The sequence below is a fragment of the Bradyrhizobium sp. USDA 4369 genome (assembly GCF_054056435.1).
On sequence record NZ_JBSRYH010000002.1, the window covers coordinates 120,569 to 146,316 of the forward strand.

Here is a 25,748-nt window from a genome sequence, read left to right on the forward strand (position 1 = left end):
GCTGGCGACATCGTTTCACAAGCACTCGGACGATACTGGGCCAACGTGCTTGTGGGCGGTGCTGGTTGACCTCGCCGGCGCCTACCGATTACACGCTGGCGTAGATGGTCGGCGCCTTGCCTTCCTTGGTCACGACATAGATGACGAATTTCTGCGTCTTGGGGCCGGTCATACCGGGGGAGCCGGTGGGCATGCCAGGCAGCGTGATCCCCGCGATCTGCGGCCGCTCGGATAGGAGCTTGCGGACCACGTCCGCAGGAACATGCCCATCGACCACGTAGCCGCCAACGAACATGGTGTGACAGCCCTGATATTTCGCTGGTACGCCGGCGTTCTGGCTGATCTCAGCGAGATCATTGGTGGGTTTTACCTCGACGTCGAACCCGTTCTGCCGAAGATATGCGGCGTAGCCTTCACAGCAACTGCATTGCGGGTTCTTGTACAACGTCGCCTTGATCGGCTCGGCAAATACCGGCAGCGGCAGCACAAGCGTCGTTAGCGCAGTGCCAAGGCAGAATGTCCGTCTATTCATGTCGCTTCTCCTTCGCAGTATTAGAATTGGTTAGGCAACGCGCAGCATGGTCATCATTCCGGACGCTTGATGGTCTGTGACGTGACAATGCAGCATCCAGTCGCCGGGATTGTCGGCGACAAAAGCGATTTTGACCGTCTGTTTCGGTCGTACGAGAACGGTATCCGCCCATTGCCGGTGCGGCACCGCTGCGCCATTGCGACTCAGGACGCGGAAGCTGTGGCCGTGGAGATGCATAGGATGCCACCAAGCTGTTTCGTTACGCATCGACAGCACGCAGCTTCGTCCACGCCGCAGAGTGAACAGCGGCGGCACGCCGACGTGACCGTCGCCTGTCATCGAATGACCATTGATGGCCCAGCTGGCTTCGCTGCCCATGCCCATCATTCCGCCCCTCCCCATCATGCCTCCACCACTCATCATCCCGCCCTGAAGCCGGAGTTCGTGCCGCTCGGCGGTGGTCAAGTCCGGCTCCGGCACCGGATTGCGCGGCAAACGCAGCGGTCCATCGAGTGGATGGGCGCGGAGCGGCGGCTCGTCGTTGTAGGCGAGCTGAGTGAGCCAATAAGACAGCTCATCGTAGAAGTCGTCGACCACCCGGTATCGTCGACCCGGTTCACCTTGCATATCGAGGATGAGATCGACCCGCATTGCAGGAGCGAGAAGCAGACGCCCATTGTCCGGCTCATGCGGGTCGCAAGGCTGACCGTCGGTCGCGACGACTATTGGGCGGTGGCCTTCGAAGCGCAGGGCCATGATGCGCGCGAGCGAGGCGTTGACGAGGCGGAGGCGAATGCGCTCCCCTGCCCGTACTGGCTCCTCTTCGGACACCCCACCGTTCACCGTGACCGTGTTGCCGACGCGACCGGACATGGCGGCTTCCATGCCGCTGCCGAAGCCGGGCGCGATTTGCGCATCGGATCTAAGTCGCCAGTCGCTCAATACCCAGACAACGTCGCGGTCGACCGGAACGGGTTCCGGCTCTTCAATAATCAGAGCGCCAGCCAGGCCACGCCCCAATTGCTGCAGGCTGTCGGCATGCGGGTGGTACCAGAACGTGCCGGCGTCGGGGGGCGTGAATTCGTAGGTGAAGCTCTCGCCAGGCTTGATCGGCGGCTGCGTGAGGCCGGGAACGCCGTCCATGGCATTCGGCAGACGTATGCCGTGCCAATGCACAGTCGTATCTTCCGGTAAGTTGTTTCGGACGGCCAAGCGAACGGGCTCGTCCTGACGGAGCCGGATTTCGGGACCTGGGATGCGGTCCCCGTAGCACCACACATTTGTGCGCGGGTAAGGCGAGCCAACGAGGGACGCGCGACCTGGCGCAGCGGTGAGCTCAATTGCCTTGGGTACTGCCGCTGTGGCTCGTGCTATTCGCGGGAACAGGGCAGAAGCCGCAACTGCGGTGCCGCCTACGAGCAGTGCGCGGCGATTGATCGCCGGACCTAAACTGGAGTGCATGAAAGCCAATCCTGGATATTGATCCGCTGCCCATGGCCAAAAACCACGTGCAACATCGCGACGCGTCATCGATGCGGTGGGCATCGCGCGCACCAGAGGACACATCGCGACCCGCGATGCGCCTCAGCTCAGGATGAGAGGTCTGGGAGGATATGGATCAGGCGGGATCGTATGCCCTGCGAGAGCTGGGCCGGAGAAATCTTGCGCCATCTCGACAAGAACTGGGTCAAACAGCGAAACAAAGACGGGCAAGGCCACGAAACTTCCGCAAGAGGCGGAGCATGCTGCGGCTGTCATTTCCTTCTGACTGTCGCCGCAACCATTGTACTTGCCCTTCATTGGCATGTCGGTCGCGGCAGCCATGACCATCTTCACGTCCGCATCCGCTGCACGTATGCCATGCGGAACCAGCCCCACGATGAACGTGAGCGCCAGTGCCAGTCTCATGATGCGGCCGATCTTCTCCAACATGTGAGCTAAGATAACAACCAACCTAGCCAAAGGCTAGGCCGTTGGCAGCACGCGCAAAATGCACTGCGTCACGGCAGTTCAGTTCACGGGTTTGTGAGCCCCACGTCCCTATTGATCGCGAGTAGCGGGCTGACGCTCCATCCGAGATCTGCACCCGAGCCGCATGACGTCACGACCTCGAGAGATATTTGACGAGGGCGGCAATGCCGAGGAAGCAGGACGAGGATGAGAATCCCAACCAGGCCCATCCCCCATCCCATCCCGTCCATCATGTTCATCATGACAACCATGCGTGATCGGCTGACGCACCAGAGGCTTGTGCCGAGTTCTTAGCGTCCTCTCGGCCTTCTTCACTGCCCAGTCGACCGGCCGGTCTTCTGTGATTTTACAACCCAATTGGCGGGGTTGCCCGTCGGCGACGCGTGGTCAGTCCTGCTTGGCGCCTCGCCGAATTGCTTGCCTGGCCATAAAGCCGCGCGTCACTGGGCAATTCGGAGACCGTGAAGGAGCAAGCGGCCTGCTACTGCTGTGGAACCGACTTACCCGGCCGCCCGTGCATGAAAGCTTGCATCTCCTCCTGGGTCACTTGGCCATCCTTGTTACTGTCCATTGCCTTGAAAATTCGTTCATGGGCGGCCTGAAACTCCTGCAATGAAATTTGCCCGTCGCCGTCGTCCATCAGAGCGAACATCATGCGGAACATCATCGGGCTCCCCATCGCGCGGCTCCCCATCATGCTGCTACCCATCATCCCGCCACCCATCATCCCGCGGCCCATCATGCCGCGACCCATCATATCTCCGCACATCATACCTCCCTGCCCCGTCGTACCGCCCCCATCCTCCATGGAATGGGATTGAGCCTGTTGCTGATCTGGCTGCGGCTTCATTCGCTCCTGTGCGGTCGCATCGACCGCGCCGTATGCCAGAATGAGAGCAGATATCGTTAGTCCCAGGCCGCGCCACGTGCACATTTCGAACCTCCTCGGAAATTCGCCCGTCCGCTCAACTCCGTCCGGCCGAGATCGATCCTCCGGCGCCAGGGGATCGCCCGCGTCGGAGGATCGAGCCAGCGCCCACCTACTACCAGACTACCTCTCCCCTTAGGTCTGGAAAGAGACCGTAGCGGAAAACGCCAACTGCCACGGCCCACTTGCCAAGTTCGCAGGAGCTGAGTTGCTCGGGCGCTCAAAGACACGCTGGTCAGGAGCCTAGTCGTATTGACCTACGTCGACGTCCTCCTCCACCACCTCGACGGCTGCAGCAATGGAACTCAGCGGCATGCCGTGGTGCAGTCGGCGCTCAAGGTCAGCGATTCGGTGCAACGAGTGCAGTGAAGGAAATTCAATATGACGCGCGAAACGATCGAAGGCATCATCCAATTCGGAGCGAAGTCTTCGTAGCAAACGGTGCATTCGCGGGTGCCGGTCGGCCTCCTCCGGAGTTTCGGCCTGTCTCTCTGCACCTCAACTGTGGAACGTGCCATGACAACTGCTCTTGGCCGTTTGTTCTTCCGAGACTGCAAGCATCGAAGCAATGCTCCTGCAAAACTTTGAGCTAGAGCAAGCTCTAAGCGGCGGAGAGATTAGTTCTGCAAATACTTGATCGACATTAAAGTCTCGGCTGCGACTCTGCGAAGAGATGATCACCCACGAGAGCCCGAGGGTGATGCGAAGTTGCACTTGCCGACTTTGCAGACTAACGAGGCGTGCAATGCCCCTGCAGAGTCACACCCACGTACATCCAGCAGCGCTTCCGGCTGCGGCCGTCCATGAACTCGCCAAGGATCCCATCTGCGGGACTATGGTCGACAAGGCGACCGCCTTTACCCCGGAGCGCTGTGGCCGGACCGACTATTTTTGCCGCGCGACTGTCAGCGTACCTTCGAGGACCCTGAGCGTGAACTCAAGTCGATGCGCCGGCGCGTAACGATTGCGTTCTCCGATGAACTCGGACGGCTTGCTTTGCCGTACGACCCGATCTCTACCCTACGCTGGCGTTCTATGGGCGGATTTCGTTCCTTAAAGCCGGCATCTGCTGGGCTGACGCGATCACTACCGTCAGCCCGAACTGCAGGCGGGAGGTGCTGACGCCCGAGTATGGCTCTGGCTTTGACGGCCTGTTGCGCGAGAAACGTAATCGCTTGCGCGGGATCATGAACGGTGCCGATTATGGAATTTGGGATCCCGCCAACGACGTCCATCTCACGATGACCTTTACGCCGCGTCAAGTGTCTCTTAAGCGGGCTTGTAAGGCTGCCAGAAGGAGCTGAACCTTGTACGGTCGCCCGATACACCCCTCCTCGCCTTCAGAAGATGCCCGACATCGTCCCAGAGGCACTCCCGTCGCTGCTCGCTGAGGGGATTCAATTCGCACTTATCGCAGACGAGACGCTGGCTACGAGAGCGGTTTCCGTGAACTGGCAACACGCTATCCCGGCCAAGTCTCGGTCGGGATCGGCTACGAGGAAGGCGTCGCCCACCGCCTTTTCGCGGGCGCCGACATGCTGCCGCATCCCTCACGATTCGAACCCTGGGCTCACGCCGATTTACGCCATGCGCTACGGGACGTTGCCAATCGTGCGAGGCTGCGGAGGATTGGTCGACAGCGTGGTCGATGCCGATCAGAAGAACATCAGAAACGGGATCGCCACGGGCTTCTCCCTTAGCGAACCGACCGCCTCCGAATTGATTGCGTGCATAAGGCGCGCGCTTTCGCTTTTAGACCAGACCATAGCTTGGCGCAAAATCCAATCGAACGCCATGCGGCAGGAGTTCGGGTGGGACCGCTCGGCACACGCCTATGCGGAACTCTATCGCGGACTGGCCGGCGCCCCCGCTGAAACGGAGATGAAGGCGCAGCCGAAACGGCGGACGGTTTGATAGCCGCAATTGCGGTTATGGAGCGACTGTCCTCGGAACCTGGAAACCTCAAATGATTCCAGTTTCCATGTAACGCAATAGACGGTCGTGTGGGGCACAAAAGACGGTCACAAAGCCAGGTGGGACGTAAGCCAAAGCTCGTTGTTGACGACGCCATTCGCCAGCAGTGACACCCCCGAATCGTGATGTCTCCCCCAGATGCGGCCGAAAGGACCGGGAATGCCTTCCCGATTCATAGCGGAGCCTCCACCCGCCTTGCCGTTCTCCACCCGCGGTCCTTTTACGAACAGAGTGTTCATCGCGTCGTTGAGGCCGACATAAAGTTCAGAGAACGCCGCCGATAGATCCCGTCTACCATATGACACGAGAGGGAACCCAACGGCGACAGTTGACCTCGATCAACAAGCCACGCTCAGAGCCTTCTTATCATACTAATATGACAACGATTTCGCAAACGGCTGGGTACACCGATCTTCAGACAGCACTGAAGGTCAGAGCTCGCAACCCGGCGCTCGATCGCTTGCGCTGCTTCCTGACGCTGGTGGTGCTGCTCCACCATTCTGTTATTGCCTACACCTATTTCGGCCATACCGACCCCAAATCTTGGATCGGCTTTGACGCGATCATTCTTTCCACTGACAGCTTCTTTATGGCGACGTTCTTTTTTCTGTCGGGACTGTTCATCTGGCCAAGCCTGGCCCACAAAGAACCATGGATCTTTTTGCGCGACCGACTGCTTCGGCTCGGCCTGCCGCTTGCGATCGCCGCACTTACCATCATTCCGATCGCCTATTACGCCATTGCGCTGCGACGAGCGCCACATATAAGCTTTGCTGATTTCTGGTGGACAACGGTGACCGTCGGGCCGTGGCCAAGTGGACCGGTCTGGTTTATCTCAGTCCTGTTGGCGTTCGACCTCGCGGCCAGCACACTACATCGGCTCTCACCGAAGCTGGTCGACCCGATCAATCGCCTTTCCTTGCGCGGTTACGAGCGGCCGGCCGTGTTCTTCGTGTTCATGCTCATCGTGACCGCCATCGTCTATATACCGGCCCGGGTCTACTTCGGTGCGAGCCGCTGGTTCGAGTTCGGGCCGCTCTCTCTACAATCCAGCCGCGTGCTTCTTTATCCCGTCTACTTCTTCATCGGTGCCGGTGTGGGTGCGGCGAATTTCGATCGCGGCCTCTTGAGTGCGGACGGCCGCCTGGCGAAGAGCAATTGGGCTTGGATCATCGCCGCAATGATCCCGTATTGCCTCTTGTGGGTGCTAATCTACATGAAGCGCGAGATCTTGGGGAATCCCGTGTGGCTGCCGGACTGGTATGAGATCATCTACGGCCTGCTCTTCGCCGCCTTCAGCGCCGCCATCCTGTTCGCTATTCTTGCCTATTTCCTCCGATTCAAACGCTTGGGCTCGAGCATGCTCGATCCTATGCAGGCGGCGGCCTACGGCATGTTCCTGGTGCACTACCCGATCGTGCTCTGGCTGCAATACTGGCTGTTCGACGTCGATATGCCAGCGATCGCCAAGGCGTTGATCGTCTTCGTACTCACGGTGCTATTGAGCTGGGGTGCGACGGCTGCGTTGCTAAAGATCCCTGGCGCCACTCGGGTGCTTTAGCTTGCAGGGCTTACGGCCGGCCAGCACTCACTTACCGCCACGGGACGCCAACCGATCTATGTCTCCTCGCACTCATGTCACGCCGTCGAGGAACGGACGCGACGTGATAGCCTTGCAGAAGATGTACGTACGTATTGTCTCACTTGCAGATGTTACCCCGGTAGCGCCGTGGCCGATGACGATGCGACGTCGACTGATGGGTGGCGCCAAGTAGCTTTTCCCGCTTGCTCGGGGAGAGGGGCTGTGGGCGGGTCGGGCCCTGCATAGCCCGAGTCATCCACAGCCCCGGGCAACGGGGCCACAGTCGCGGCGTCGCCAAGCAGCTTCTCCGCGACCAACTGCTTAGCAGTCTTCCGTCCAAGCACCCTGACGCTGCACAATAGAATGCTGTCTCGGCCCGAACTCCTCAGAGCATTTATCGCTCAGCCGGCCGACAATGGCGAGCGCGGTTAGCTGCGGCTCCTCAGCGAGCCAACCCTGATCGTGGCAATGCGGGTCGAGCTTGGACGGCATGCGAACTCTGGTCTTATAGGGCCGACGAGTTCGCCGGTGTGTGACACGCGGCTCGCCGAGTTGTCGGTCTTGCCGAGCGTCTTCGCGAACGTCGCCGCGGTCGCTGGGAGGATGCTAGTGTGAGCGGGTTGCAGGCCGCGCGCCTGTCCGGCACGACGATCAACGCGATTGCCTATTTCCTCTTGGGTCGCGCGAATCTCCGCCAACAGCGCAACCGGATCGAGCGAGCGATACTGATCGCGTAGCCATTTCTTCACGGCCGCGGTCACCTTGAGATGCGCCAAGGCTCGCTCATAGGGCGTCGATGGGAGGTGATAGCGCTTGATACTTTAGTCCCTTCGCGACGCGTCTCCTTCAGCTTGAACGACGGCTGGAAGAAGTTGACGTAGAGCCGTGCCGCCGCATACAGGCGGCCCATCATACGCGCCGTCTCGACGCCATCGAAGCGGCCATAGCTCCCAGCATCCGCTTCTGCGGGATCCTCGCCTCCGGAATGGCCATCAGCGCGCGGCGAACCATGTCGTACCTGCCTCCATAGAGCTCTCAAGGCCAGGCGAGCGCCGTAGAAAACGCATTGGTCAGGATTGGCCAGTCCTTATGGATGAGGCTTACCCCAATATTCTCCGCGACGAGCCTCTCCAGACTTGGCGCGGCCGCTTTGCAGAAGCGCGCGGCGGCATGTCGGCTCTGCGCCGAAGAGTGCGAGAAGCAGGGCAATGGCATTTACTCCTGCGGGACAAGCTCCTGCTTAGCGTGATCAGCACGGTCCTCGTCATCCTTTCGCTGGCGATGTTCGGGTTCTTCGAAATCCAGCTGCCGGCCGCCTTTGTCGCGCGGATGTCGGGTGCGGCCTCCGGAGGCGGTGCGCTCGGGGCACGACCGATCGTCACGGTGGTCCCCTCGTGCCTTGACGTAGCGAGGTGTGACGCAGGGACCGGCCATCAGCGCCGATCCGCGATCCGATCCTGTCTGATGGTCTGCGAGCGGGCGCCGGAAGCGCAGCCACCGCCTATCGCTAGTATTTCGGCACGCAATTCCTGATCGCGAACAGTCGATGGAGGTTCGTCTCGATGGGCATGGCGACTAGCGCGCAATGACATTGGCCTCGAGCGCGGCGGTTACGATTTGCTCGAGCGCACCACGGACGACCTGCGGATCGTCGCTGCCGCGAACGCCCCCTGACCCGCGTAGCTCTGCCGCCCACTCATTAACCTCGAGGATGGCATCCCGGTGACGGTCGAGGATGCTTACCCCCTGAAGCAGGGCGCGATCGAGGCCCGGACCTATTTCAGGTACGACCGGACTCGGGACGTGGAGGGAAAGAATCGGTACTGGACGGTGCCGCGGGTCGAGTACCGAATCTTTCCCAATGCGCAGATCAAGATGAGGCACCCTACCGGTTCGCGATGCCAGCGAAACCGCCAGGGGGACGTCCGCGTCCAGGGGCTCTACAATTTTAACAGTGAGAGCATTTGGGTTCCGGCGCTGTCCGTCGCCGCCGGAGTGACGAAGCCGTACGGCCGCGATGCGGGCGGTACCGAGACAGAACTCAAGTTCTTGGCTACGAAACCCATCGGCACCTTCGACTTGGGCGGCTATTCGCCTTTCAGCTACGTGCCACGTCGAATACATTTCAACGCGTCATGGTTCCACAATCATGACCCTCTGCCCGGGCACGATGGGCGAACGGAGCGATCGGTATCGGGTAGGCTTGGGCTACAGTCAGCCGGTGATCAATGATCTCGTCATAGTCGCAGACGTGTACCGCGAAACGGCCCGACGGCTCGGAGACGTCACCAACATGGCCGAAATTGGCGCACGATATCAATTAACTCCCCAGACCGTCGTGTCTGGAAGCTTCGGAGTTGGGTTCGCGAATTCATCAGAAACGTTCCGTGCTGTCTTGGGTATACAGCACACGTTGAGCTTTCCCTATTGATCGGTCATGGAACGGCGGTTGTGCAGCTCCCGAACAACTGTAAGCGAGGGCGTTTCGATGATGGTGGCATGACAAACTTGACGAGGCTTTAGGCAAGTCTGCAGTTTGGCTGACGCTCGCGCCGCGCTTGGTCCATGGCCCGAACCGAGCAAACCCCTACTGCGGCGCGCGCGGCGGCAGATCCTTCGCATCGTCCGGGACCGGTTTCTGCTCGAGTTCGGCGATCAAGTTCTTCATCTCGCCGATCTCCCTGACCTGCGCTTCGATGATCCCGTCCGCCAGCTTTCGGACGCGCGGATCCCTGATGTGCAACCGCTCGCTGGTCAGGATCGCGATCGAATGGTGCGGAATCATCGCTTTCCTGTAGGAGACGTCCGCGACGGTCTGCTGGCTGCGCACCAGCCACAGCGCGCCTGCGAAAAGGAGGGCGCTCGTGGTCACGTGCCCAGATTGGCCGCGCGGTTCTTGTACATGCCCCACATGAAGCCCAGCATGATGATGGCCATCACCGCGCCCATGAGGAGCGCCATCCAGGTGCGGGTCTGGCTGTACCAGACGTAATCCGTAGCGAACGTGTTCAGGTACATCAGTCCGAACATGATCACTGTGGTGGTGGCTATCATCGCGGCGAAGCGGCCTAGGACATTCACTGATCCTTCTGTGGATTGCGAGGGACGCGATCATCCACCCGTTTGATCTCGTTCGACTGGCGGCAAGACGGTGAAATCCGGTGCCTACTTCAGCGCCGTTTCGAGCGGTCGGCGCTCCTAGACCAGATGCCACTCGGTGTGGGTTCCCTGGAAGATCATTTCGCTGCCTTCGGTGCTGATCGAGGGGTCGGGTACGAAAGCCCCACCCTCGACGGCGTTGAACATGAAGTCGTCCTGGGCCAACTGGCTTTTTTGGATGCCTTCCAGAAAGATCGAGCCGTCGCTCCAGTTTACCAGGACGCCGGTGTGACCGTCGCCGTGCGGGGATAGCGAATCGGTGACACTTACCTCATTGGGGAGAATGTCCATGAACGCGATGTGGTCGAACGCGCCCGGCCCCGGGTCGAAACCCGCCACCACGACGTCGTTGCCGCTGCCGTGCGAGACCATGAAAGCGTCGGCGCCGTCGCCGCCGTTGTAGACGTCGTTTCCTGCCCCGCCTTCGAGCATGTCGTGCCCGGCGCCGGCGCTGAGATAATCGTTGCCCGCTCCGCCCATCAGGTTGTCGGCCATGGCTGCGCCGTAGAGCTGGTCGTTCCCGTCGCCGCCGCGGAGATCGTCCCGCCCGTCTCCGCCGCCCAGAACATCGTTGCCGGCATCTCCCGCAAGGTGGTCGTCGCCTCTTCCGCCGTACAGATGGTCGTCGCCTCCCAGACCGAAGTAGAAGTCGTTCTTGGCCGTGGCCTGGAAGACGTCGTTCTGTCCATCGCTGCCGTATTTGATGAGATTGCCGTCGACGGAGCGCTGGAATTGCGAGGGGGTCTCGCCTGCCGTCGTCGGCGCGCTCTCGCTGCCCTCGTCCTTGACGAAGTGCTCGGCGGTGACGCGGTCCGCGTGGGCGCTCGCCGGGTCAATCAGGTGGCGGTCGTCGACGAACATGAAGTCGTCCTGCGCGAGATCCGCCTTGAACACGCCTTCGAGCAAGACCGACCCGTCGCCCTTGTTCGTGTCCCAACTGATTAGGACGCCGTCCTGCGTGTCCTTGAAGCGGAACTGCTCGGGCTCGATGTCCATGACGGCGAGATGGTCGAACATCCCGACGCCAGCGCGGAAGTCGGTGATGACGTCGTTGCCGCTGTCCGGAGAGATCATGAACGCGTCGGCGCCCGGGCCGCCGGTCAGAACGTCGTTGCCGCGCCCGCCGTCGAGATCGCCGTGGCCGCCTCCCTCATCCAGCACGTCGTTGCCGTCGCCGCCCATCAGCGTGTCGGCCTGGCCGCCACCCACCAGCTGGTCGTTGCCGGCGCCGCCGACGAGATGGTCGCTTCCTTCGCCGCCGATCAGACGGTCGTTGCCGGAACCGCCGATGAGATCGTCGTCCATCGCTCCACCGACGAGGTGGTCGTTCCCGGCGCGGCCGAAGGCTATGTTCATCTGTTCGTCGGCACCCGTCAACCGGTCCGAATGATGGTCGCCGATGAAGAGGAGGTAGTCGTCGAAGGTCTGGACGGTAATGTCGTCTCCGGAGTGATGATGCCGATCCTCGAAACGCCTGCTCATTTGGTTGCTCCCGGTTCGAACCCGACGAAAAGCGATCGGCCCGTCGGGCCACGCTCTGCCGGTCTTTCGAACCCCCGCGCCGGAGCTTTGTTCCTAGTTCTGTCCAAGCCGCACCCCGGGAAGAGCGGCCGATTAACGTAGGTTGATCGGCGATATTGTGCTTGAAGCGCGCCTGTCAAACAGGTCCGCCGATAGCCCGGTCCCTCGAGCGGCGGCGTTTGCACGATTCGATCATGCCCTCCTTGGCAGGCCTTGGCCCGCTGCGGTCGACCGCTCTGCCGGCAGGAAATCCGGCCTATGATCGGCGGGCACCGCCGCCGGACCCGACGACCGGGCCCCTGCTGGGATTCGACAAACGCCGGCAGCAGCATTAGCAAACGACGCCGGCAAATTGGACGTGGAAGCCAATTAAGTCTTCCGTCGGCCTGTTGGCTTCGAACTGCGCAGATAGAGTCCGCCATGGTCGCGTTTGTGGCGTTCGCCGCTTGGGCCGTTTACGGGCCGGAGCCACGACTCGCGTTCGGCCTGGTGGCAGCGGCAGCGTTCTCATTATCGCCTATCCGTGCGCGCTCGGCCTGGCGGCGCCAATGTCGATCATGGTGGGCGTGGGGCGCGGTGCACATGCGGGCGTCCTTATCAAGAACGCGAGGCGCTGGACCGCATGGAGAAGATTGACACGCTCGTGGTCGACAAGGTCGGTACGCTGACAGAGGGCAGGCCAAAGGTTGTCGCAGAAGTACCCACAAACGAGTACTCGGGGGCAACCGTGTTGAGGCGCGCTGCAAGCGTCGAGCGCGCGAGCGAGCATCCGTTGGCGGATGCGATCGTCAGCGCGGCCAGGGATCGCAGTATCCAGACGACCGACGTTAAGGATTTCGACTCGCCAGTCGGCAAGGGGCCCCTCGGAACCGTCGAAGGCAACGAGGTGCTTCTCGGAAACGCGACGTTCCTGTACTCGCGGGGCGTCGACACCTCCTCGCTGGAAGCGGAAGCCGAACGCCAGCGTGGCGAAGGCGCAACCGTCATCAACATGGCCATCGATGGCAGCCTCGCAGGCATCTTGGCCATTGCCGACCCGGTTAAGCAGCCAACTGCCCGAGGCGCTGCGCGAACTAGCCGTCAAAGGGGTCAGGGTCATCATGCTCACCGGCGACAATCGGACGACCGCTCAGGCGGTGGCGCGGAGGCTTGGTATCCCGCATGTGGAAGCCGAGGTTCTGCCTGACCAAAAGAGCGCGGTTGTCTCCAAGCTACAGAAGGAGGGTCGAAAAGTCGCAACGGCGGGCGCCGGCGTCAATGATGCGCCGGCATTTGCGGCCGCCGAAGATGGTATCGCGATGGGTCGGGCACGGACGTGGCAATGGAGAGCGCCGGAGACACCCTGCTCAAGGGAGCCTCACCGGCCTCGTGCGGGCGCGGAGGCTATCGCAGGCCACCATGAGGAACATAAGACAGAACCTCTTCTTTGCGTTCGCCTACAACGCGGCAGGAGTCGCGATCGCGGCCGGCGTGCTCTACCCGACGCTTGGATTGCTGCTGTCGTCGATCGTTACTGCGGCTGCGATGGCCCTCTCCACCGCCAGCGTGGTTGGCAACGCGCTGCGGCTGCGAACGGTGCGGATCTGACGTCGGAGCATGCGCGCCGTTGGCTTTGGCTTGCGTTCCGCATTCGGAGCATGACCGCAAGGCCGGCATCGCGAAATTGGCCCCGCTGGTTGCTGTCGGAATTGGTCAGGGAGACGATGTGATCGGGGAATGCGTGGCCCGCCGCACGCGTCCCTTGGGAACACCGTGCGCGAACAAACTGGACGCGGAGAGGCTGCCAAGAAGCTCTACCTTGGCATCATTCAGCGCTCCGCACGCCTCCTGTACGGCTTTCACAGCCTCGAGTTGATCGCCCTGATGCGCGTACCAGACCTCCTGCACGTGCTTCCCATCTCGTAGTTCAGGCCAAGTTACCAGGATGGCATAACCGTCCGCGGGAATCTCGAAATCGTGAAGAGTGGGCTTGGTTCGCTCGGCTGACAACGCATCTCCTTCCAAAACGACATCCGTTTCCACAAAGCGGCCAGCCAATCATGGTTCCTCAGTCTGCGACACAGGCGCCCTAAGGACGACGCGGTGAATATTTCCCAACCATTTGCCCATAAGAACCTTACCGCTCCTCGGGAATTGGTGTGCTTTGGTCCACAGCTCTTGGAGTTCCCAATGCATGTACATCAGATGATCAGCACGCACCCTCGCGTTCGCGGAGAGACGAATGACGTGCGGATTCCGACGAAGTCGCCCAGGCGTACCGATATGAAGTCGCCCGTGGATTCCGAGACGATGTCGCCCACCTTTCCGATTTGATCTCGCCCAGCGGCGAGGCGTTCTGGCCGGCTGGTTCTCTGGCATCGGTCAAGCCGCGCGGTCAATCTGGAATCGCGACTTCAACCTTTTTTCTTCTTCTGCGGTTGCTGTGGGCATGTGGACAACGCGATTGCGTTGTCCAAGCGCAGCGGCATGTCCACGGCGCTCAGGTCTTTCGGGCGGATTGCCGAGTTCGGCGCAGGCTCTCACCGGTGAGGTCGAGCCGATGGGCATTGTGGACGAGGCGATCGAGCACGGCGTCGGCATAGGTGGGATCTCCAATGAGCAGATGCCACTGGTCCACGGGGAGCTGGCTGGTGACGATGGTGGAGCGATGACCGTAGCGATCTTCGAGGATTTCCAGGAGGTCGTGACGGGCGCCGGCATCGAGCGGCTCGAGCCCCCAATCATCGAGGATCAGCAGATCGACACGGCCAAGGCCGCGCAACAGGCGTGGGTGACGACCGTCGCCGCGGGCGAGCGCCAGATCGTCGAACAGGCGCGGGACGCGTTGATAGAGCACGGAGCGATTGTCGCGACAGGCCTTGTGGCCGAGCGCCGAGGCGAGCCAACTCTTGCCGACGCCTGCCGGGCCGCAGATCAGGAGATTGACGTGGTCGTCGATCCAACGGCCCTCGACAAGCTTGGCGAACAGCGGGCGGTCGAGACCGCGCGGGGTGCGGTAGTCGATGTCCTCGACGCATGCCTGCTGGCGCAGCTTGGCGTAGCGCAGGCGAGTGGCGAGCCGTTTGTCGTGCCGCAGCGAGGCTTCACGTTCGAGCAGCAGAGCAAGCCATTCGGCGTGACCGAGGCTGCCAGCCTCACCGGCGGCTTCGATGTCGGCGAAGGCCTTGGCCATGCCGTGGAGGCCGAGGGCGTTGAGGCGGTCGAGGGTCGGATGGGTGAGCAAGGGACGGTCTCCTAATTGTAGTAGCGCGGTCCGCGGATGTTGGCATGCAGGATCGGCGCATCGTCCGCGGAGCGCTGGTGAGCGGGACGCCGATCGAGATTGTTGGCGAGGATCGACTTGACCGAGCCATAGGTGCGCGCGCCGATGTCGATCGCCCGCGCAGCCGCCGCGTCCAGCCGTTCGCGCCCATAGGAGGCGGCGAGCCTGAGGATGCCGAGGCAGGCGCGGAAGCCTTGTTCGGGGTGCGAGCGCTCGTCGAGAATGAGGTCGCACAATGCGCTGGTTGCCGGCCCGATCGCGGCGGCGTCCTGACGGATACGCCCGATAGTCCAGCCGGCGTAGCGCCGATGGCTGGAGGCCATGTGCTCCGGCACGGTGGTGTGCTTGTGATTGCCACTCATGCGCTGATGCGCGGCAATCCGCTCGCCCTTGTGGAAGATCTCGACGGTGCGGGCGGTGAACCGCACCTCGACCTCGGCACGCGCGAAGCGATGCGGAACGCTGTAATAATGCTTCTCCACCTCGACGTGGTAGTCGAGGCTGACGCGGCGGATCCGCCACTCGGCGAGCACGTAGGGGCTCGCCGGCAACGGCTTGAGCGCCGGCCGGTCGATCTCCTCGAGCAGCCGGCGGCGCGTCACGCCGAGCCGCCGGATCGGCCGCTCCTCGTTGAGCCTGGTGAGCAACTCGCCGATCGCTGCGTTGACCTCGGCGAGGCTGTAGAAGACGCGGTGGCGCAGGCGACCGAGCAGCCAGCGCTCGATGATGAGGACGGCCTGCTCGACCTTGGCCTTGTCGCGCGGCTTGCGAGGTCGCGCCGGCAAGACGGCCGTGCCGTAATGCGCGGCCATCTCCGCATAGGTGCGATTGATCTGCGGGTCGTAGAGGCTCGCCTTGATGACTGCGACTTTGGTGTTGTCAGGCACCAGGAGCGCCGGGACGCCGCCGATCGCCGCGAAGGCGCCAACATGGGCGCTGATCCAGTCGGCGAGCCCCTGCGTCCACGTCGCCTGCGCGTAGGTGAAGCTCGAGGCGCCGAGCACGGCGACGAAGATCTGCGCCGTCCTCCGCTCGCCGGTGAGGCGGTCGACCACCACCGGCACGCCGTCGCCCGCGTAGTCGACGAACAGCTTGTCACCGGCCGCGTGCGCCTGGCGCATCGTCACCGACAGGCGTCCCTCCCAGGCGCGGTAAAGCTCGCAGAAGCGCGAGTACCGGTATCCGCCGGGCTCGGCGCCGATGTACTCCTCCCACAGGATCGACAGCGTCACGTGCTTGCGCTTGAGCTCGCGGTGCACCGCCGCCCAATCGGGCTCGGCGATGCGGCGATGACCCTGCCGGTTACCGTTGCCGGTCTTGGCGAACAGGCGGGCCTCCAGGGCCGCGTCCGTGAGTTCGTCGGGCAACGGCCAGCTCAGGCCTGCGGCCTCGAACCGCCGGATGGTCAGCCGCACTGTCGAGGGCGCCGCGCCCATCCGCCGAGCAATCTCGCGGCTCGGCAGCCCAGCCGCCTTCATCCTGATCACATCGCGCACACGGCGCATCGCAAGCCTCTCCGTCGGCATCCAGGGTCCCCCTTCGCAAAGCCGAAAGGTTGACCCTATGGGAGCCAGAAGAGGTCTCGTCACCCCGGGTTCGCTCTTGCGATACCCGGGCGACATCATCCCGGAATCGTGGGCGACATCATCTCGGAACGGGTGGGCGACTTCAAATCGGAATGGTGGGCGAGATCATCTCGGAATCCTGGGCGACATCGATCGGAATCCGCAATGACGCGCTCATCCGCTGCATCGAGGAGTGCTATTCCTGCGCGCAGGCATGTACGTCCTGCGCTGACGCGTGCCTGGGCGAGGAGAAGGTGACATCGCTGACCCAATGCATCCGGCTGAACCTGGATTGTGCCGACATTTGCAACATCACGGGACGGATCGCTACCAGACGTACCGGTTCGGACGAAGAGATGATCCGGAGGATGCTGGACGCCTGTGCTGCTGCGTGTCGGCTTTGCGCCGAGGAATGCGAAAAGCACGCCCAGATGCATGAGCACTGCCGAATCTGCGGAGAAGCGTGCCGCCGATGCATGAGCGCCTGTGAGGAGGCGGGACGAAGCATGAAGCACTAAGTGAGAATGGGGGACACCTTAAGACTTTGCTTCCCGCGCTAAGTACGGCAGATGCGGGCTGAAAGCGATGGAGGCGGACGAGGCCGACGCGCGCCGCTTAGAGCAGGCGCGCGATGCCCTGAATACCCTTCATTCCCGTTTCGAAACGGGCGATCGCGTCCTTGTTGCGCTCCCAGTTCACCGTAAAGCAAGAAACGCACCTGCAGGTCTGCCACACGACTGAAGTCAGACCGGCGAAGCTAGTTTCGCACCTCCTCCTCCCTGCCGTCAGGAGCGACCAGAAACAGTCCTCCCCGCGCATGCAGGTCTCTGCTCAGCGCAAGATCGAGCATGCGAACGATGCCGGAGTAGATGAACGTCGGCTCGACCTCGAAGGCGGCTGACACGCAGCTGCTCGCGCCGTCAATCCAGAGTGCGTCGATCAATCGAATCGACTCCGCGCTGGCGGCGTCTTCGACGAACGGCGGAAGATGATCAAGGCACCCGGCGGCCAACGTCGCACCGTCGTGGGCCCGCCCTCTATCGTCTGCGGCGATCCAGATCTTGTACCCGAGGGACAAGCCTAGGTCCCGGAGCCAAGCTTGGAATTCGGTGTGCGTGAGGGCGTTCTCGCGCGCGACCTCGATCGGACCTTCCAGCCGCTTCGCGGTCTCCCGTGCTTTCGAAAGTGCGGAGAGTCGCCTGCTCCGAGGCGAGGGGGTAAAGCGCCCGCTACCGACATCGAACAGAAATCCTGCGATTGCGCTGAGACTACTGCGCTGCTTGGACCCCCGCTGTGGGTCGATCTCCTCGTGGAATATCGGCCGCGCCAACGATTTCCTCGCGCGCAGTCATGCATGTTTCTCCGTGACAGAAGCGATGATCGCAATCAGCACTTCGCGGCTTACCGGCTTTGGCAGGAATGCCGCCGCACCAAGGGAGGCCGCTTTGTTCGCGATGGCCTTGTCGTCGGCTCCGGTCACGACAATAGTCGGAATGTTTATTCCCAGTCTCAGCAGTTCGCGCTGCAAATCGAGACCTGTCATTTCTGGCATATCTACATCGAGTATGAGGCATGCGGGCATTGCAAAGGGCAGCGCCGCTAAGAAGGCCCGAGCTGAGGAATAGGTGTGGCACTCGACACCGTCCGCCGCGAGCGCTCGCGCCAGAGCTACTCGCGTGGACGCGTCGTCGTCGACGATAGCAACATGGTCCGAAAGCTCTTGCATTGAACCGCCGCCAACTCGGTTTCTCCTGGCTTCGCGAAGCTGATGCTATTGAAGGCCGAAGGAGGTCTTTTGATCCAGATCAATGTCTCAAGAGGCTACTTCGCAGGAGTGAACGTCCTCAACAGTTCGCCTTTGCAAGAATGCAACCAAAAATGTCGCAAGTTTCTGCGCAAAAACATTTGGCTGAAATCTCCAAAAGTTGCTGTTATGAATACCGAGCATTTTGCGCCAAATTCCGCGCTTGTCCGCGTTCGGAACTACCGCCAAATCAGCTTCACACGCCATCGCGGCTGCGGACTACGGCAGTGTTCCGACGGGCAGCTAAAAGTCCTGTCAATCAAGCAGTCAACGCTCAGCCGCTCGATTCAATTGCTTGAACACAGAGTTGGAGCGGCAACATTCGAATGATCGAGAGATGGCGTGCGAGCGACACCGACCGGCCGGCACTTCTTGCGCATAGCACGCTCCATTCTTTAGCAACTGGATGCGCTTGCAAGCCTTACGCACGCCGCCGGGTTCTGCACATCACTTACAGCTGTAACCTCCGAGCTTCGTTGCTGGAGTTTCGTGGAGATACCCTGGTATTGAACTCTCAGAAGTCGAACGCTGGCGCACGCATCTGGCAACCACGTCTCGCAATGGTTTGATCGATGTTCTTATTTTGACGGGAACCTTCACAGATTTATCATCGACAATCACCTCAAGCTTAAGTTGTGCCAAATTGTTCATACTCGATAAGGTTCCAGGATCAAGTCGCGATTGACGATAAGCCGGGACGGACCGTCAGCGTTGGCTGGCGATTGAGATTGCGTCGAGCCACCTGCTGACCTGTTTGGTTTACGGATTCACCTGCGCCGCGTCGTCGTGCCTGGGCAACCGCTGTTGCCATTCTTGTTGAAGTCAGATCCGGCATTCACCTCCGTCCTTAGGGCAGCAGAGTTGACAGCGCGGCTACGGCCCTTATTTGCCAGGATCGCCGCTTGGCGGCATCGATCCGATGAGACCTGCGATCGCCGCCTTGGGCTCTAGGCTACCTTGTTTCCGCTCGCGCGTTCGCCAGCGGCTCACGCTCGCCGCCTCGCCCCAAATCGCTCGGCAGCCCTGCCGGCCGGAAATGCCCCCTGCAATACAGGCAAGGACGTTCGCGAAGGTCCATCGACAGCGGTTTCGCCATGCCCGCCGGCCTCCCGGCGAACAGCTTGAATCATCAAGAGTTCGATTCCGTAGTGCGCACCAAGCTCAACTGATTGCCGCTGCGTTTTTTGGCTCGACTCGGGACGACAGGTGCGAGTTAGATCAGCGTGTTCTGCCGCTCCTCGTATTGGGTGCAGCGATGATCGCCTCGTCGCACCCGGACAATTTCCGGAAACGGGGGATCACAACGAAGCAAACTGTGCATAGCCGCGGCGATGGCAAAGGTCCGCTAAGCGCGGCTGTCCGCGGTGTAGGTTCGCAGTCGACGCGAGCTTGATCGAGCCGGATGCTAATCGGCAGAAGGGGATCGAACTGACCGCTGTCGGAAACGTCCGTCTTTTGGAAGACCGCCTTGCCGCCGACGGCCGCTGTATCACGCGCGGTGCCTTCTACCCGCGGATCGACGTCGCCAATCACGACCGCAGCGCGCGCCGCTGGGAAGGCAAGCGCCGTCGCGCGGCCGATCACCGTGCGGCGCCGGTGATCAGCACAGTGCGGCCGTCCAAATCAATTTCGGGTCCTGGCCTGCACAAAGAGCTGGCGCGCAAAGCGATCGCGCGCCCCTCCTGACGCTAAGTGGTCGGGTCGTGATTCATAGGGCGGGAACCGACCGACGCCAAGATAGCGCGAGACCTTGGGCGCGTGCTCGCCATAACGGTACCTGTGCGCCTTCCCTTGAATATGTGATGAAGCTGCTCGCCCCAGGATTCGACGAAGAACTATTCGACCATACGTTCCGGGCCCTCCGCGTCCGCACTCACGGCCCAGCGTAGGCGCCGCCGCGTCAGCCTGGTGCGATTAGCTCGTGCAAAACCGCTATGAAGGCCGGGCCTCTCGCCGCGGACCCGGGCAGTCTACCAGCGGCGACTTGCGGGGAACTCGATTTATGCTCACAATAGACCGGACTGAGGTGACAAGGAACCCAGTCGCTCTGAAAACCTACTGACGGCAGACTGGGATGATAGGCGCCTGAAGCCAGGCTCCATGCCGTCATATGGTCGGGAAATGCCATCGTGAATTCAAGCAAGCATGGCCCCCACGGCGCGGAGCATCTTACGCGATCAAGGCCTGATTCGGCTGATCCGCAGCGCTCGTCCCAGAACGCGGAAATAGGCAATACTCACCGTCGCGCGCAGACCGATCATAGCGGCCACGACAAGCACGCTGGCCACAGCGTCGAGATGTTCCGCAACAGGTTTTGGGTTTGTTTTGCACTGACCATCCCGGCACTGGTCTGGGATCCGATGATCCAAGATTGGTTTGGCTTTCGGGCTCCGGCGTTCCCCGGCTCGGCTTACGTTCCTGCCATTTTCGGAACAGTTGTCTTTTTCTATGGTGGATGGATCTTCATCGAAGGTGGGGTCCGCGAATTGATGGCCCGGCTGCCAGGCATGATGACCCTGATCAGCTTGGCTATCAGCGTGGCTTTTCTCTACAGCGCCGCCGTCACACTCGGTCTCCGTGGTCACGCGCTGTGGTGGGAACTAGCGACTCTTGTGACAATCATGCTGCTCGGCCACTGGATCGAGATGCGCTCGATCTTCCAGGCACAAGGCGCGCTCAAGGAGCTTGCAAGGCTGTTGCCCGACAAGGCTCTGCGGTTCACCGACGATGACCAAACGGAGGAGGTTACAGTCGACCAATTACGCGTCGGCGATCTCGTTCTGATTCGCCCTGGCGCAAGCATTCCCGCCGACGGCATTGTCAAGTCCGGCAAGAGTTCGGTGAACGAATCGATGATTACCGGCGAATCCCGCCTGGTGTCGAAAGGCGAAGGCGACAGAGTGATTGCCGGTACCGTCAACAGCGAAGGTTCGCTGCGTGTCGAGGTGACAGGGACCGGAGAGAAGACCGCTCTCGCGGGAATCATGCGCTTGGTGGAAGAGGCGCAGACCTCGCGGTCGCGGGCGCAGGCGCTTGCCGACCGGGCAGCATTCCTCCTGACGGTTGTGGCAATTGCGGCTGGCGGAGCCACCCTAGTAGTCTGGCAAATACTTGGGGCATCGCTTGATTTCACCATCACCCGAGTGGTGACGGTGCTGGTGATTGCCTGTCCACACGCGCTCGGTCTTGCCGTTCCGCTGGTAACCGCGATCTCCACCACTATGGGAGCAAAGTCCGGCCTACTTGTCCGGGATCGGCGCGGATTGGAGGAGGCGCGCGATCTTAACGCGGTGGTATTCGACAAGACCGGCACGCTGACGCTTGGAGAGCACCGAGTAGTGGAAACCGTCACGGTGGCGGGAATTGAGGAAAACGAGGCTTTGAGACTAGCCGCAGCGGTGGAGCACGACTCGGAGCATCCCATCGCGCAAGCACTCGTCAAGAGCGCGAAGGAGCGCAATCTCCAGGTGTCCCGCGCGGAGGACTTTCAGGCCATGGCGGGTCACGGGGTCCAGGCTATGGTGGACGGCCGCGAACTAAAAATGGGCGGCCCTGCACTGCTGAAACGCCTGGGCGTGCAGCCGGCGCCCGAGCTGCGCGAAGCCGCGGAGCGTTTCGGGCAGAAGGGGCAGGCTGCCATCTATCTGATCGAGGGTGACGGTGTCGTCGCTGCCTTTGCTATCGCCGATGCGATTCGCCCGGAATCATACGAAGCGGTTGAGCGGCTGCACCGGGAGGGCATCGCGGTCGCCATGCTCACCGGCGATTCCGAAGCCGTGGCCAGAACCGTGGCCAAGGAATTGAGGATCGACACCGTCTTTGCTCAGGTGCTGCCCGAGGACAAGGCAGAGAAGATCAAGGAGCTGCAGGCGCAGGGCAAGCGTGTGGCCATGGTTGGCGATGGAGTCAATGACGCGCCGGCACTGGTGACTGCCGACATCGGAATCGCCATCGGGGCGGGAACCGATGTTGCAGTTGAGGCAGGCGACGTCGTGCTGGTTCGGAGTGACCCTCGCGACATCCCGCGCATTGTCAGGCTCAGCCGGGCGAGCTATCGCAAGATGCTGCAAAATCTTTGGTGGGCGGCGGGCTACAATATTTTCGCAATTCCTCTCGCGGCGGGTGTACTCGCCTGGGCGGGAATTCTCCTCGCGCCCGCTGTCGGCGCGATTCTCATGTCGGCGAGTACGGTAGTCGTGGCGATTAACGCGCAATTGCTGCGGCGAGCGGAGCTTTAGCTTAGAACGCACATCGAATTCGCACCCGTCGTCCCAAATCGATCCGAAAACCGCAGCGGCAATCAATTGAGCTTGGTGCGCACTATCGAATCGAAATCTACTGCCGCTCCTCGTATTGGGTGCAGCGATGGTCGCCTCGTCGCACCCGGACAATTTCCCGAAACGGGGGATCACAACGAAGCAAGGTGTACTCGTCCTTGGAAAACGGAGGTGGCACGCGCCAGCAAAGGGCCTCTCCAACAGGTACCGCGTACGAATGCCCGTCCTTTAGTTCGTAGCTGCACGAGTCAGATTTCTTGATCGCTTCTTGAGCGTGTGCATGGGCCAACGAAGCCAATACAAAAGATACCACGAGTAACACGCGCATGTTCTGTCCTCCGCGCATTTCACGAGTGGGGCCAGAGAAGGAGCGAACGACAATGCGCCCGCATTTGTCAGCTGGCATCAGAGCGACGGAGCAGCCCCGATGTCATACTCTGATCCAGAACTCGTTCAATTCAGTACGAGGTAACAAGTTAGATCAATCATCAAACGCGCTTTTGACGCAGATCAATCAGTTTTTCCAAATCCATCCCACGGCGTACCCCCCCCCCCCCGCGGTCATGCCCACGGGTGCAAGGCCAAAGAGGTCGGGCGTCTCATGGTGAGGTCCCGGTCGTTGTCCAGCAAATGGCGGCCAAGTTTCTTGCCGGGCGGGGCCCGCCAGAGCAGATTAGAGAGACCCTTTCAGCAACCTCGCGCGGAACGACTGAGCGGAACCTCGACTCAACCTAAGCGCCCCTGAGTAGGGCAATGTGAGAGGCGCGTGGCGTAGATTCCCACCATTTGCTTATGGGAGCCGATAGCCGCCGCGTTTGTCCGGCGGTCCAAAAAGAGCACGCCTCATCTGAGGCTTTGTTGGTCGTGAAGGGGGGGCGGACCGACGAAGGGCACAATTTTCCCAATTCGCGCATCGCAAGATGAAGAAGGGCGACAGATCTCTCTCCCGCCCTTCGATCCTGTCAGAGTCGGATGCTTACTTCAGATTCGTAATTGCCGTCAGGTCAGCCGAGAGCTTGACAATGCCTGCGGCGCCGCACCAATTCGAGCCAACTCCGGTCGGATTGATCGGGGTGAAGCTGCCATCAAACTTGGCCGTGTAATCCCCAGTGAAGGCATTACAGTTGCCTTTGGACAGGTTGGTGTCGGAGTAACGCAGGTCGAGCGTAAAGACCTTGTAGGTGAAGCCAACACCTATGTTCCAGGTATTGTAGTCGGCATAGTGGATCCCCAAGGGAGAAGCTGGCACCCCGTAGAATGAATCGGTCGTTCCGAACCATTGCCGCCCGAACTCGCCGGACACATACATGCCGACGCCACTGCTGCCGAAGATCGTGCTCGGGGCGGTGTACTTGCCGATGATCGAGGTATAGTTGCCCCATGCGCCGGAGTTCAAAAAGCTAGGACTGTAATATTCGTTCAGACCGAATTGCCAGTTATCGTTAACCGTGTAGTTGACCTTGCCATAAACTTCGAAAAAGCTGACATCCTTCTTCATCACATTGCCATTAGGTACGAAGTTGGCGGCGCATTCGGCACCAAGGGGATTTCCCGCGAAATCCGCGGCAGCGCCGTAAACGCAGGTACCGCCAGGATACAGATAGCCCCAAACGCCGAAATCAAAGGCAAAGGCTCCGAACGTTGGGCGGATACCGCCATAGATGTCAATTTCCGCGGCAGGACGGTTTGTGAACGAGATGCTCTCTCCGGCCAGACCGACGTAGAGTTGCAGGTCTTTCGTGACGTTGAATCGAGGCTCGAAATAGGCGGCCACCGAGGGCTTATGGTTGGACTGCGTCACGCCACGGAAGATATAATCATTCATGATTGCGCTGCCGAACGCGATATCCCATGGGTCGAACGCAGCCGGGGGTGGCGCCTTCACGGCTTTGACCGGCATATCCGCGGCGAAAGCCGAACCTGATATCATTGCTAGCGCCGTTGCCAGCAAAGCCCCTGTTTTCATGATGTCCCCTCAACTTTAAGTTTCAGTTGCCGGAGAATCTGAGCGAGTGAGTGCGGCAACGGATAGGACACATTGTCGCTGAAGATTGACAGGCCCGTGAAGCAACAAACGTAGGCACGTGCCTAAGCATTGGGCGATTTCCGGCATTTCAGGCTGATTTCAGGCGTTCGTTGCATTTTCATCACACCTTAGGCTCCTATTCCGACGATATCATGAGCCGTGATGGGCCAACTTTCCGGTTCGGGAGACTTGCGGATGAACGGGGTTGAGTTGAAGGAGTGGCGCAGGGCCATGGGCTTCACACAGCAGCAGGCCGGAGACGAACTCGGCGTGACCAGGGCGACGATCCAAAATTGGGAGTATGTAATTACTCCCATTCCACTCACCGTGCCCTTAGCCTGCAGGCAACTCTTACGCCGAAAAAAGCGTCGCCCCGAGTTCGGACCGGTGACTTTGGTCTACTCGATCATTCCGCTCCCGAATGGGTCAAATCTTGCAAGCGAACCGGCTGCACTCACTTGCAAGGGGTGCGTCAATAACATTGAGGCCTTCCGAAGGATCAATGAACTCAGCGAAAATTCGACCTTCTTCAACGCGATGATATTAGATGACCTTGGAAGTGCCATCTGGAGCGGCAACGAGTTGACGAAGCAATGCGAAGATTTTAGGTCGGCGTCAGTGCACGCGCCTCTTGGTCTGTAGATTACGCCCGAACTGGATGACGCCGGTGGACTCGTGGGATCTGAAAAAGTGGCGAAAAAGATTTGGATATAACCAGTTTGAGGCGGCAGAGAAACTCGGAGTAAACCGCGGCGCAGTACAAAACTGGGAGCGTGAAATCAGACCAGTACCCAAGGCAGTCGAGCTCGCCTGCGAAGAACTCAGCCAGCTCGCGAACCGACATCCAAGCGTTGGTCCGGTCTTGCTTGTTTATACGGATGGCCCCCTCTTGCAGGCTTCGCAGGAGCCCTATCAAGTCTCAGTGTTGCGCTGCGAATCCTATCCAACCAACGAAGCCGCCATTCAACAGGCATGGCGTTTGACCCGAGATCCATTGTTTGTTGATCCGTTCATTCTCGCCGAAGACGGGTCTGTCATCTGGGATTCGCCGGCGCTTCTCAAAGAGTGCGACAGACGCTTCACTGACAAATCCAGATGCAGATAACCTGCAGACCAAGGGCGGTTAAGTATGGCTGATGTCTGGTCG

The 25,748-nt window shown here is 60.8% G+C and carries 24 protein-coding genes and 2 pseudogenes; 11 read left to right on the plus strand and 15 right to left on the minus strand.

What is annotated here, in order from left to right:
• Positions 1-88: 88 nt before the first annotated feature.
• The 4 genes from ACVIJ6_RS38580 to ACVIJ6_RS38595 form a co-directional block, all read right to left on the minus strand.
• Positions 89-532, minus strand: a complete 444-nt coding sequence (locus tag ACVIJ6_RS38580; protein WP_028133028.1) for a DUF411 domain-containing protein — start codon at positions 530-532, stop codon at positions 89-91.
• A 30-nt stretch (positions 533-562) separates the two neighbouring features.
• Positions 563-1,993: a multicopper oxidase family protein gene (locus tag ACVIJ6_RS38585; protein WP_028133029.1), complete on the minus strand. Its 1,431-nt coding sequence runs from the start codon at positions 1,991-1,993 to the stop codon at positions 563-565.
• Between the two features lie 123 nt (positions 1,994-2,116).
• The gene (locus ACVIJ6_RS38590) at positions 2,117-2,464 is read right to left on the minus strand and encodes a hypothetical protein (RefSeq protein ID WP_028133030.1); all 348 of its coding nucleotides are present in this window, start codon (positions 2,462-2,464) and stop codon (positions 2,117-2,119) included.
• Between the two features lie 520 nt (positions 2,465-2,984).
• Complete coding sequence (locus tag ACVIJ6_RS38595; protein ID WP_250173574.1) at positions 2,985-3,437, minus strand: EF-hand domain-containing protein; 453 nt, start codon at positions 3,435-3,437, stop codon at positions 2,985-2,987.
• 1,076 nt (positions 3,438-4,513) lie between these two features.
• Here ACVIJ6_RS38595 and ACVIJ6_RS38600 point away from each other — a divergent pair.
• The 3 genes from ACVIJ6_RS38600 (at position 4,514) to ACVIJ6_RS38610 (ending at position 6,966) form a co-directional block, all read left to right on the plus strand.
• On the plus strand, positions 4,514-4,735 hold the full coding sequence (locus ACVIJ6_RS38600) for a hypothetical protein (protein ID WP_433994192.1): 222 nt from the start codon (positions 4,514-4,516) through the stop codon (positions 4,733-4,735).
• A 283-nt stretch (positions 4,736-5,018) separates the two neighbouring features.
• On the plus strand, positions 5,019-5,345 hold the full coding sequence (locus tag ACVIJ6_RS38605; protein WP_409881695.1) for a hypothetical protein: 327 nt from the start codon (positions 5,019-5,021) through the stop codon (positions 5,343-5,345).
• A gap of 436 nt (positions 5,346-5,781) precedes the next feature.
• On the plus strand, positions 5,782-6,966 hold the full coding sequence (locus tag ACVIJ6_RS38610; protein ID WP_028133034.1) for an acyltransferase family protein: 1,185 nt from the start codon (positions 5,782-5,784) through the stop codon (positions 6,964-6,966).
• A gap of 449 nt (positions 6,967-7,415) precedes the next feature.
• On the opposite strand, the gene ACVIJ6_RS38615 is transcribed toward ACVIJ6_RS38610, so the two are convergent.
• Positions 7,416-7,763, minus strand: a complete 348-nt coding sequence (locus ACVIJ6_RS38615) for a hypothetical protein (protein ID WP_155253167.1) — start codon at positions 7,761-7,763, stop codon at positions 7,416-7,418.
• 313 nt (positions 7,764-8,076) lie between these two features.
• Between ACVIJ6_RS38615 and ACVIJ6_RS38620 the strand changes: the two genes are divergently transcribed.
• Positions 8,077-8,520, plus strand: coding sequence for a cytochrome c biogenesis protein CcdA (locus ACVIJ6_RS38620; protein WP_409889755.1), 444 nt, complete (start codon positions 8,077-8,079; stop codon positions 8,518-8,520).
• A gap of 1,054 nt (positions 8,521-9,574) precedes the next feature.
• Here the strand turns inward: ACVIJ6_RS38620 and ACVIJ6_RS38625 are convergent.
• The 3 genes from ACVIJ6_RS38625 to ACVIJ6_RS38635 all read right to left on the minus strand — a co-directional run bounded on the left by ACVIJ6_RS38625 (position 9,575) and on the right by ACVIJ6_RS38635 (position 11,628).
• A complete protein-coding gene (locus ACVIJ6_RS38625; protein ID WP_433994189.1) occupies positions 9,575-9,859 on the minus strand; it encodes a DUF305 domain-containing protein in 285 nt (94 codons plus the stop codon).
• Entirely contained in the window at positions 9,856-10,068 is a 213-nt protein-coding gene (locus ACVIJ6_RS38630) for a hypothetical protein (RefSeq protein ID WP_433994190.1), read from the minus strand. The genes ACVIJ6_RS38625 and ACVIJ6_RS38630 overlap by 4 nt, the downstream gene beginning before the upstream one ends.
• Before the next feature lie 117 nt (positions 10,069-10,185).
• The gene (locus ACVIJ6_RS38635) at positions 10,186-11,628 is read right to left on the minus strand and encodes a calcium-binding protein (RefSeq protein WP_409898441.1); all 1,443 of its coding nucleotides are present in this window, start codon (positions 11,626-11,628) and stop codon (positions 10,186-10,188) included.
• 462 nt (positions 11,629-12,090) lie between these two features.
• Between ACVIJ6_RS38635 and ACVIJ6_RS38640 the strand changes: the two are divergent.
• Positions 12,091-13,254, plus strand: a pseudogene (locus ACVIJ6_RS38640) (heavy metal translocating P-type ATPase); the annotation flags it as partial.
• Positions 13,255-13,359: 105 nt separating this feature from the next.
• Here the strand turns inward: ACVIJ6_RS38640 and ACVIJ6_RS38645 are convergent.
• From ACVIJ6_RS38645 to istA, 3 genes are all read right to left on the minus strand, one after another.
• Positions 13,360-13,704, minus strand: coding sequence for a hypothetical protein (locus ACVIJ6_RS38645; protein WP_155253168.1), 345 nt, complete (start codon positions 13,702-13,704; stop codon positions 13,360-13,362).
• Between the two features lie 442 nt (positions 13,705-14,146).
• Positions 14,147-14,890 (minus strand): IS21-like element helper ATPase IstB, encoded by a 744-nt coding sequence (gene istB, locus ACVIJ6_RS38650; protein ID WP_012041725.1) that lies wholly within the window; start codon positions 14,888-14,890, stop codon positions 14,147-14,149.
• A gap of 11 nt (positions 14,891-14,901) precedes the next feature.
• Positions 14,902-16,434 carry an IS21 family transposase gene (istA, locus tag ACVIJ6_RS38655; protein ID WP_083780767.1) on the minus strand — a complete coding sequence of 511 codons (1,533 nt, stop codon included), beginning with the start codon at positions 16,432-16,434 and terminating at the stop codon, positions 14,902-14,904.
• Positions 16,435-16,607: 173 nt separating this feature from the next.
• Here istA and ACVIJ6_RS38660 point away from each other — a divergent pair, with 173 nt between their 5' ends.
• Positions 16,608-17,012, plus strand: a complete 405-nt coding sequence (locus tag ACVIJ6_RS38660) for a four-helix bundle copper-binding protein (protein ID WP_456777202.1) — start codon at positions 16,608-16,610, stop codon at positions 17,010-17,012.
• A 239-nt stretch (positions 17,013-17,251) separates the two neighbouring features.
• On the opposite strand, the gene ACVIJ6_RS38665 is transcribed toward ACVIJ6_RS38660, so the two are convergent.
• A complete protein-coding gene (locus ACVIJ6_RS38665) occupies positions 17,252-17,824 on the minus strand; it encodes a hypothetical protein (RefSeq protein ID WP_049819842.1) in 573 nt (190 codons plus the stop codon).
• A gap of 18 nt (positions 17,825-17,842) precedes the next feature.
• Entirely contained in the window at positions 17,843-18,220 is a 378-nt protein-coding gene (locus tag ACVIJ6_RS38670) for a response regulator transcription factor (RefSeq protein ID WP_456777203.1), read from the minus strand.
• Between the two features lie 69 nt (positions 18,221-18,289).
• Here ACVIJ6_RS38670 and ACVIJ6_RS38675 point away from each other — a divergent pair, with 69 nt between their 5' ends.
• Positions 18,290-18,628 carry a hypothetical protein gene (locus ACVIJ6_RS38675; RefSeq protein WP_155253169.1) on the plus strand — a complete coding sequence of 113 codons (339 nt, stop codon included), beginning with the start codon at positions 18,290-18,292 and terminating at the stop codon, positions 18,626-18,628.
• A 317-nt stretch (positions 18,629-18,945) separates the two neighbouring features.
• Here the strand turns inward: ACVIJ6_RS38675 and ACVIJ6_RS38680 are convergent.
• Positions 18,946-19,152, minus strand: a pseudogene (locus tag ACVIJ6_RS38680) (TrbI/VirB10 family protein); the annotation flags it as partial.
• Between the two features lie 535 nt (positions 19,153-19,687).
• Between ACVIJ6_RS38680 and ACVIJ6_RS38685 the strand changes: the two are divergent.
• Positions 19,688-19,984 carry a hypothetical protein gene (locus tag ACVIJ6_RS38685; RefSeq protein ID WP_028133041.1) on the plus strand — a complete coding sequence of 99 codons (297 nt, stop codon included), beginning with the start codon at positions 19,688-19,690 and terminating at the stop codon, positions 19,982-19,984.
• Between the two features lie 443 nt (positions 19,985-20,427).
• A complete protein-coding gene (locus ACVIJ6_RS38690) occupies positions 20,428-22,536 on the plus strand; it encodes a heavy metal translocating P-type ATPase (RefSeq protein WP_245269297.1) in 2,109 nt (702 codons plus the stop codon).
• A 1,015-nt stretch (positions 22,537-23,551) separates the two neighbouring features.
• Here ACVIJ6_RS38690 and ACVIJ6_RS38695 read toward each other — a convergent pair.
• On the minus strand, positions 23,552-24,541 hold the full coding sequence (locus ACVIJ6_RS38695; protein ID WP_028133043.1) for a TorF family putative porin: 990 nt from the start codon (positions 24,539-24,541) through the stop codon (positions 23,552-23,554).
• 222 nt (positions 24,542-24,763) lie between these two features.
• Here ACVIJ6_RS38695 and ACVIJ6_RS38700 point away from each other — a divergent pair, with 222 nt between their 5' ends.
• Both ACVIJ6_RS38700 and ACVIJ6_RS38705 read left to right on the plus strand, forming a co-directional pair.
• Positions 24,764-25,243 (plus strand): helix-turn-helix domain-containing protein, encoded by a 480-nt coding sequence (locus ACVIJ6_RS38700; protein ID WP_409889773.1) that lies wholly within the window; start codon positions 24,764-24,766, stop codon positions 25,241-25,243.
• Positions 25,244-25,268: 25 nt separating this feature from the next.
• Positions 25,269-25,706 (plus strand): helix-turn-helix domain-containing protein, encoded by a 438-nt coding sequence (locus ACVIJ6_RS38705; RefSeq protein ID WP_080672099.1) that lies wholly within the window; start codon positions 25,269-25,271, stop codon positions 25,704-25,706.
• Positions 25,707-25,748 lie beyond the last annotated feature (42 nt).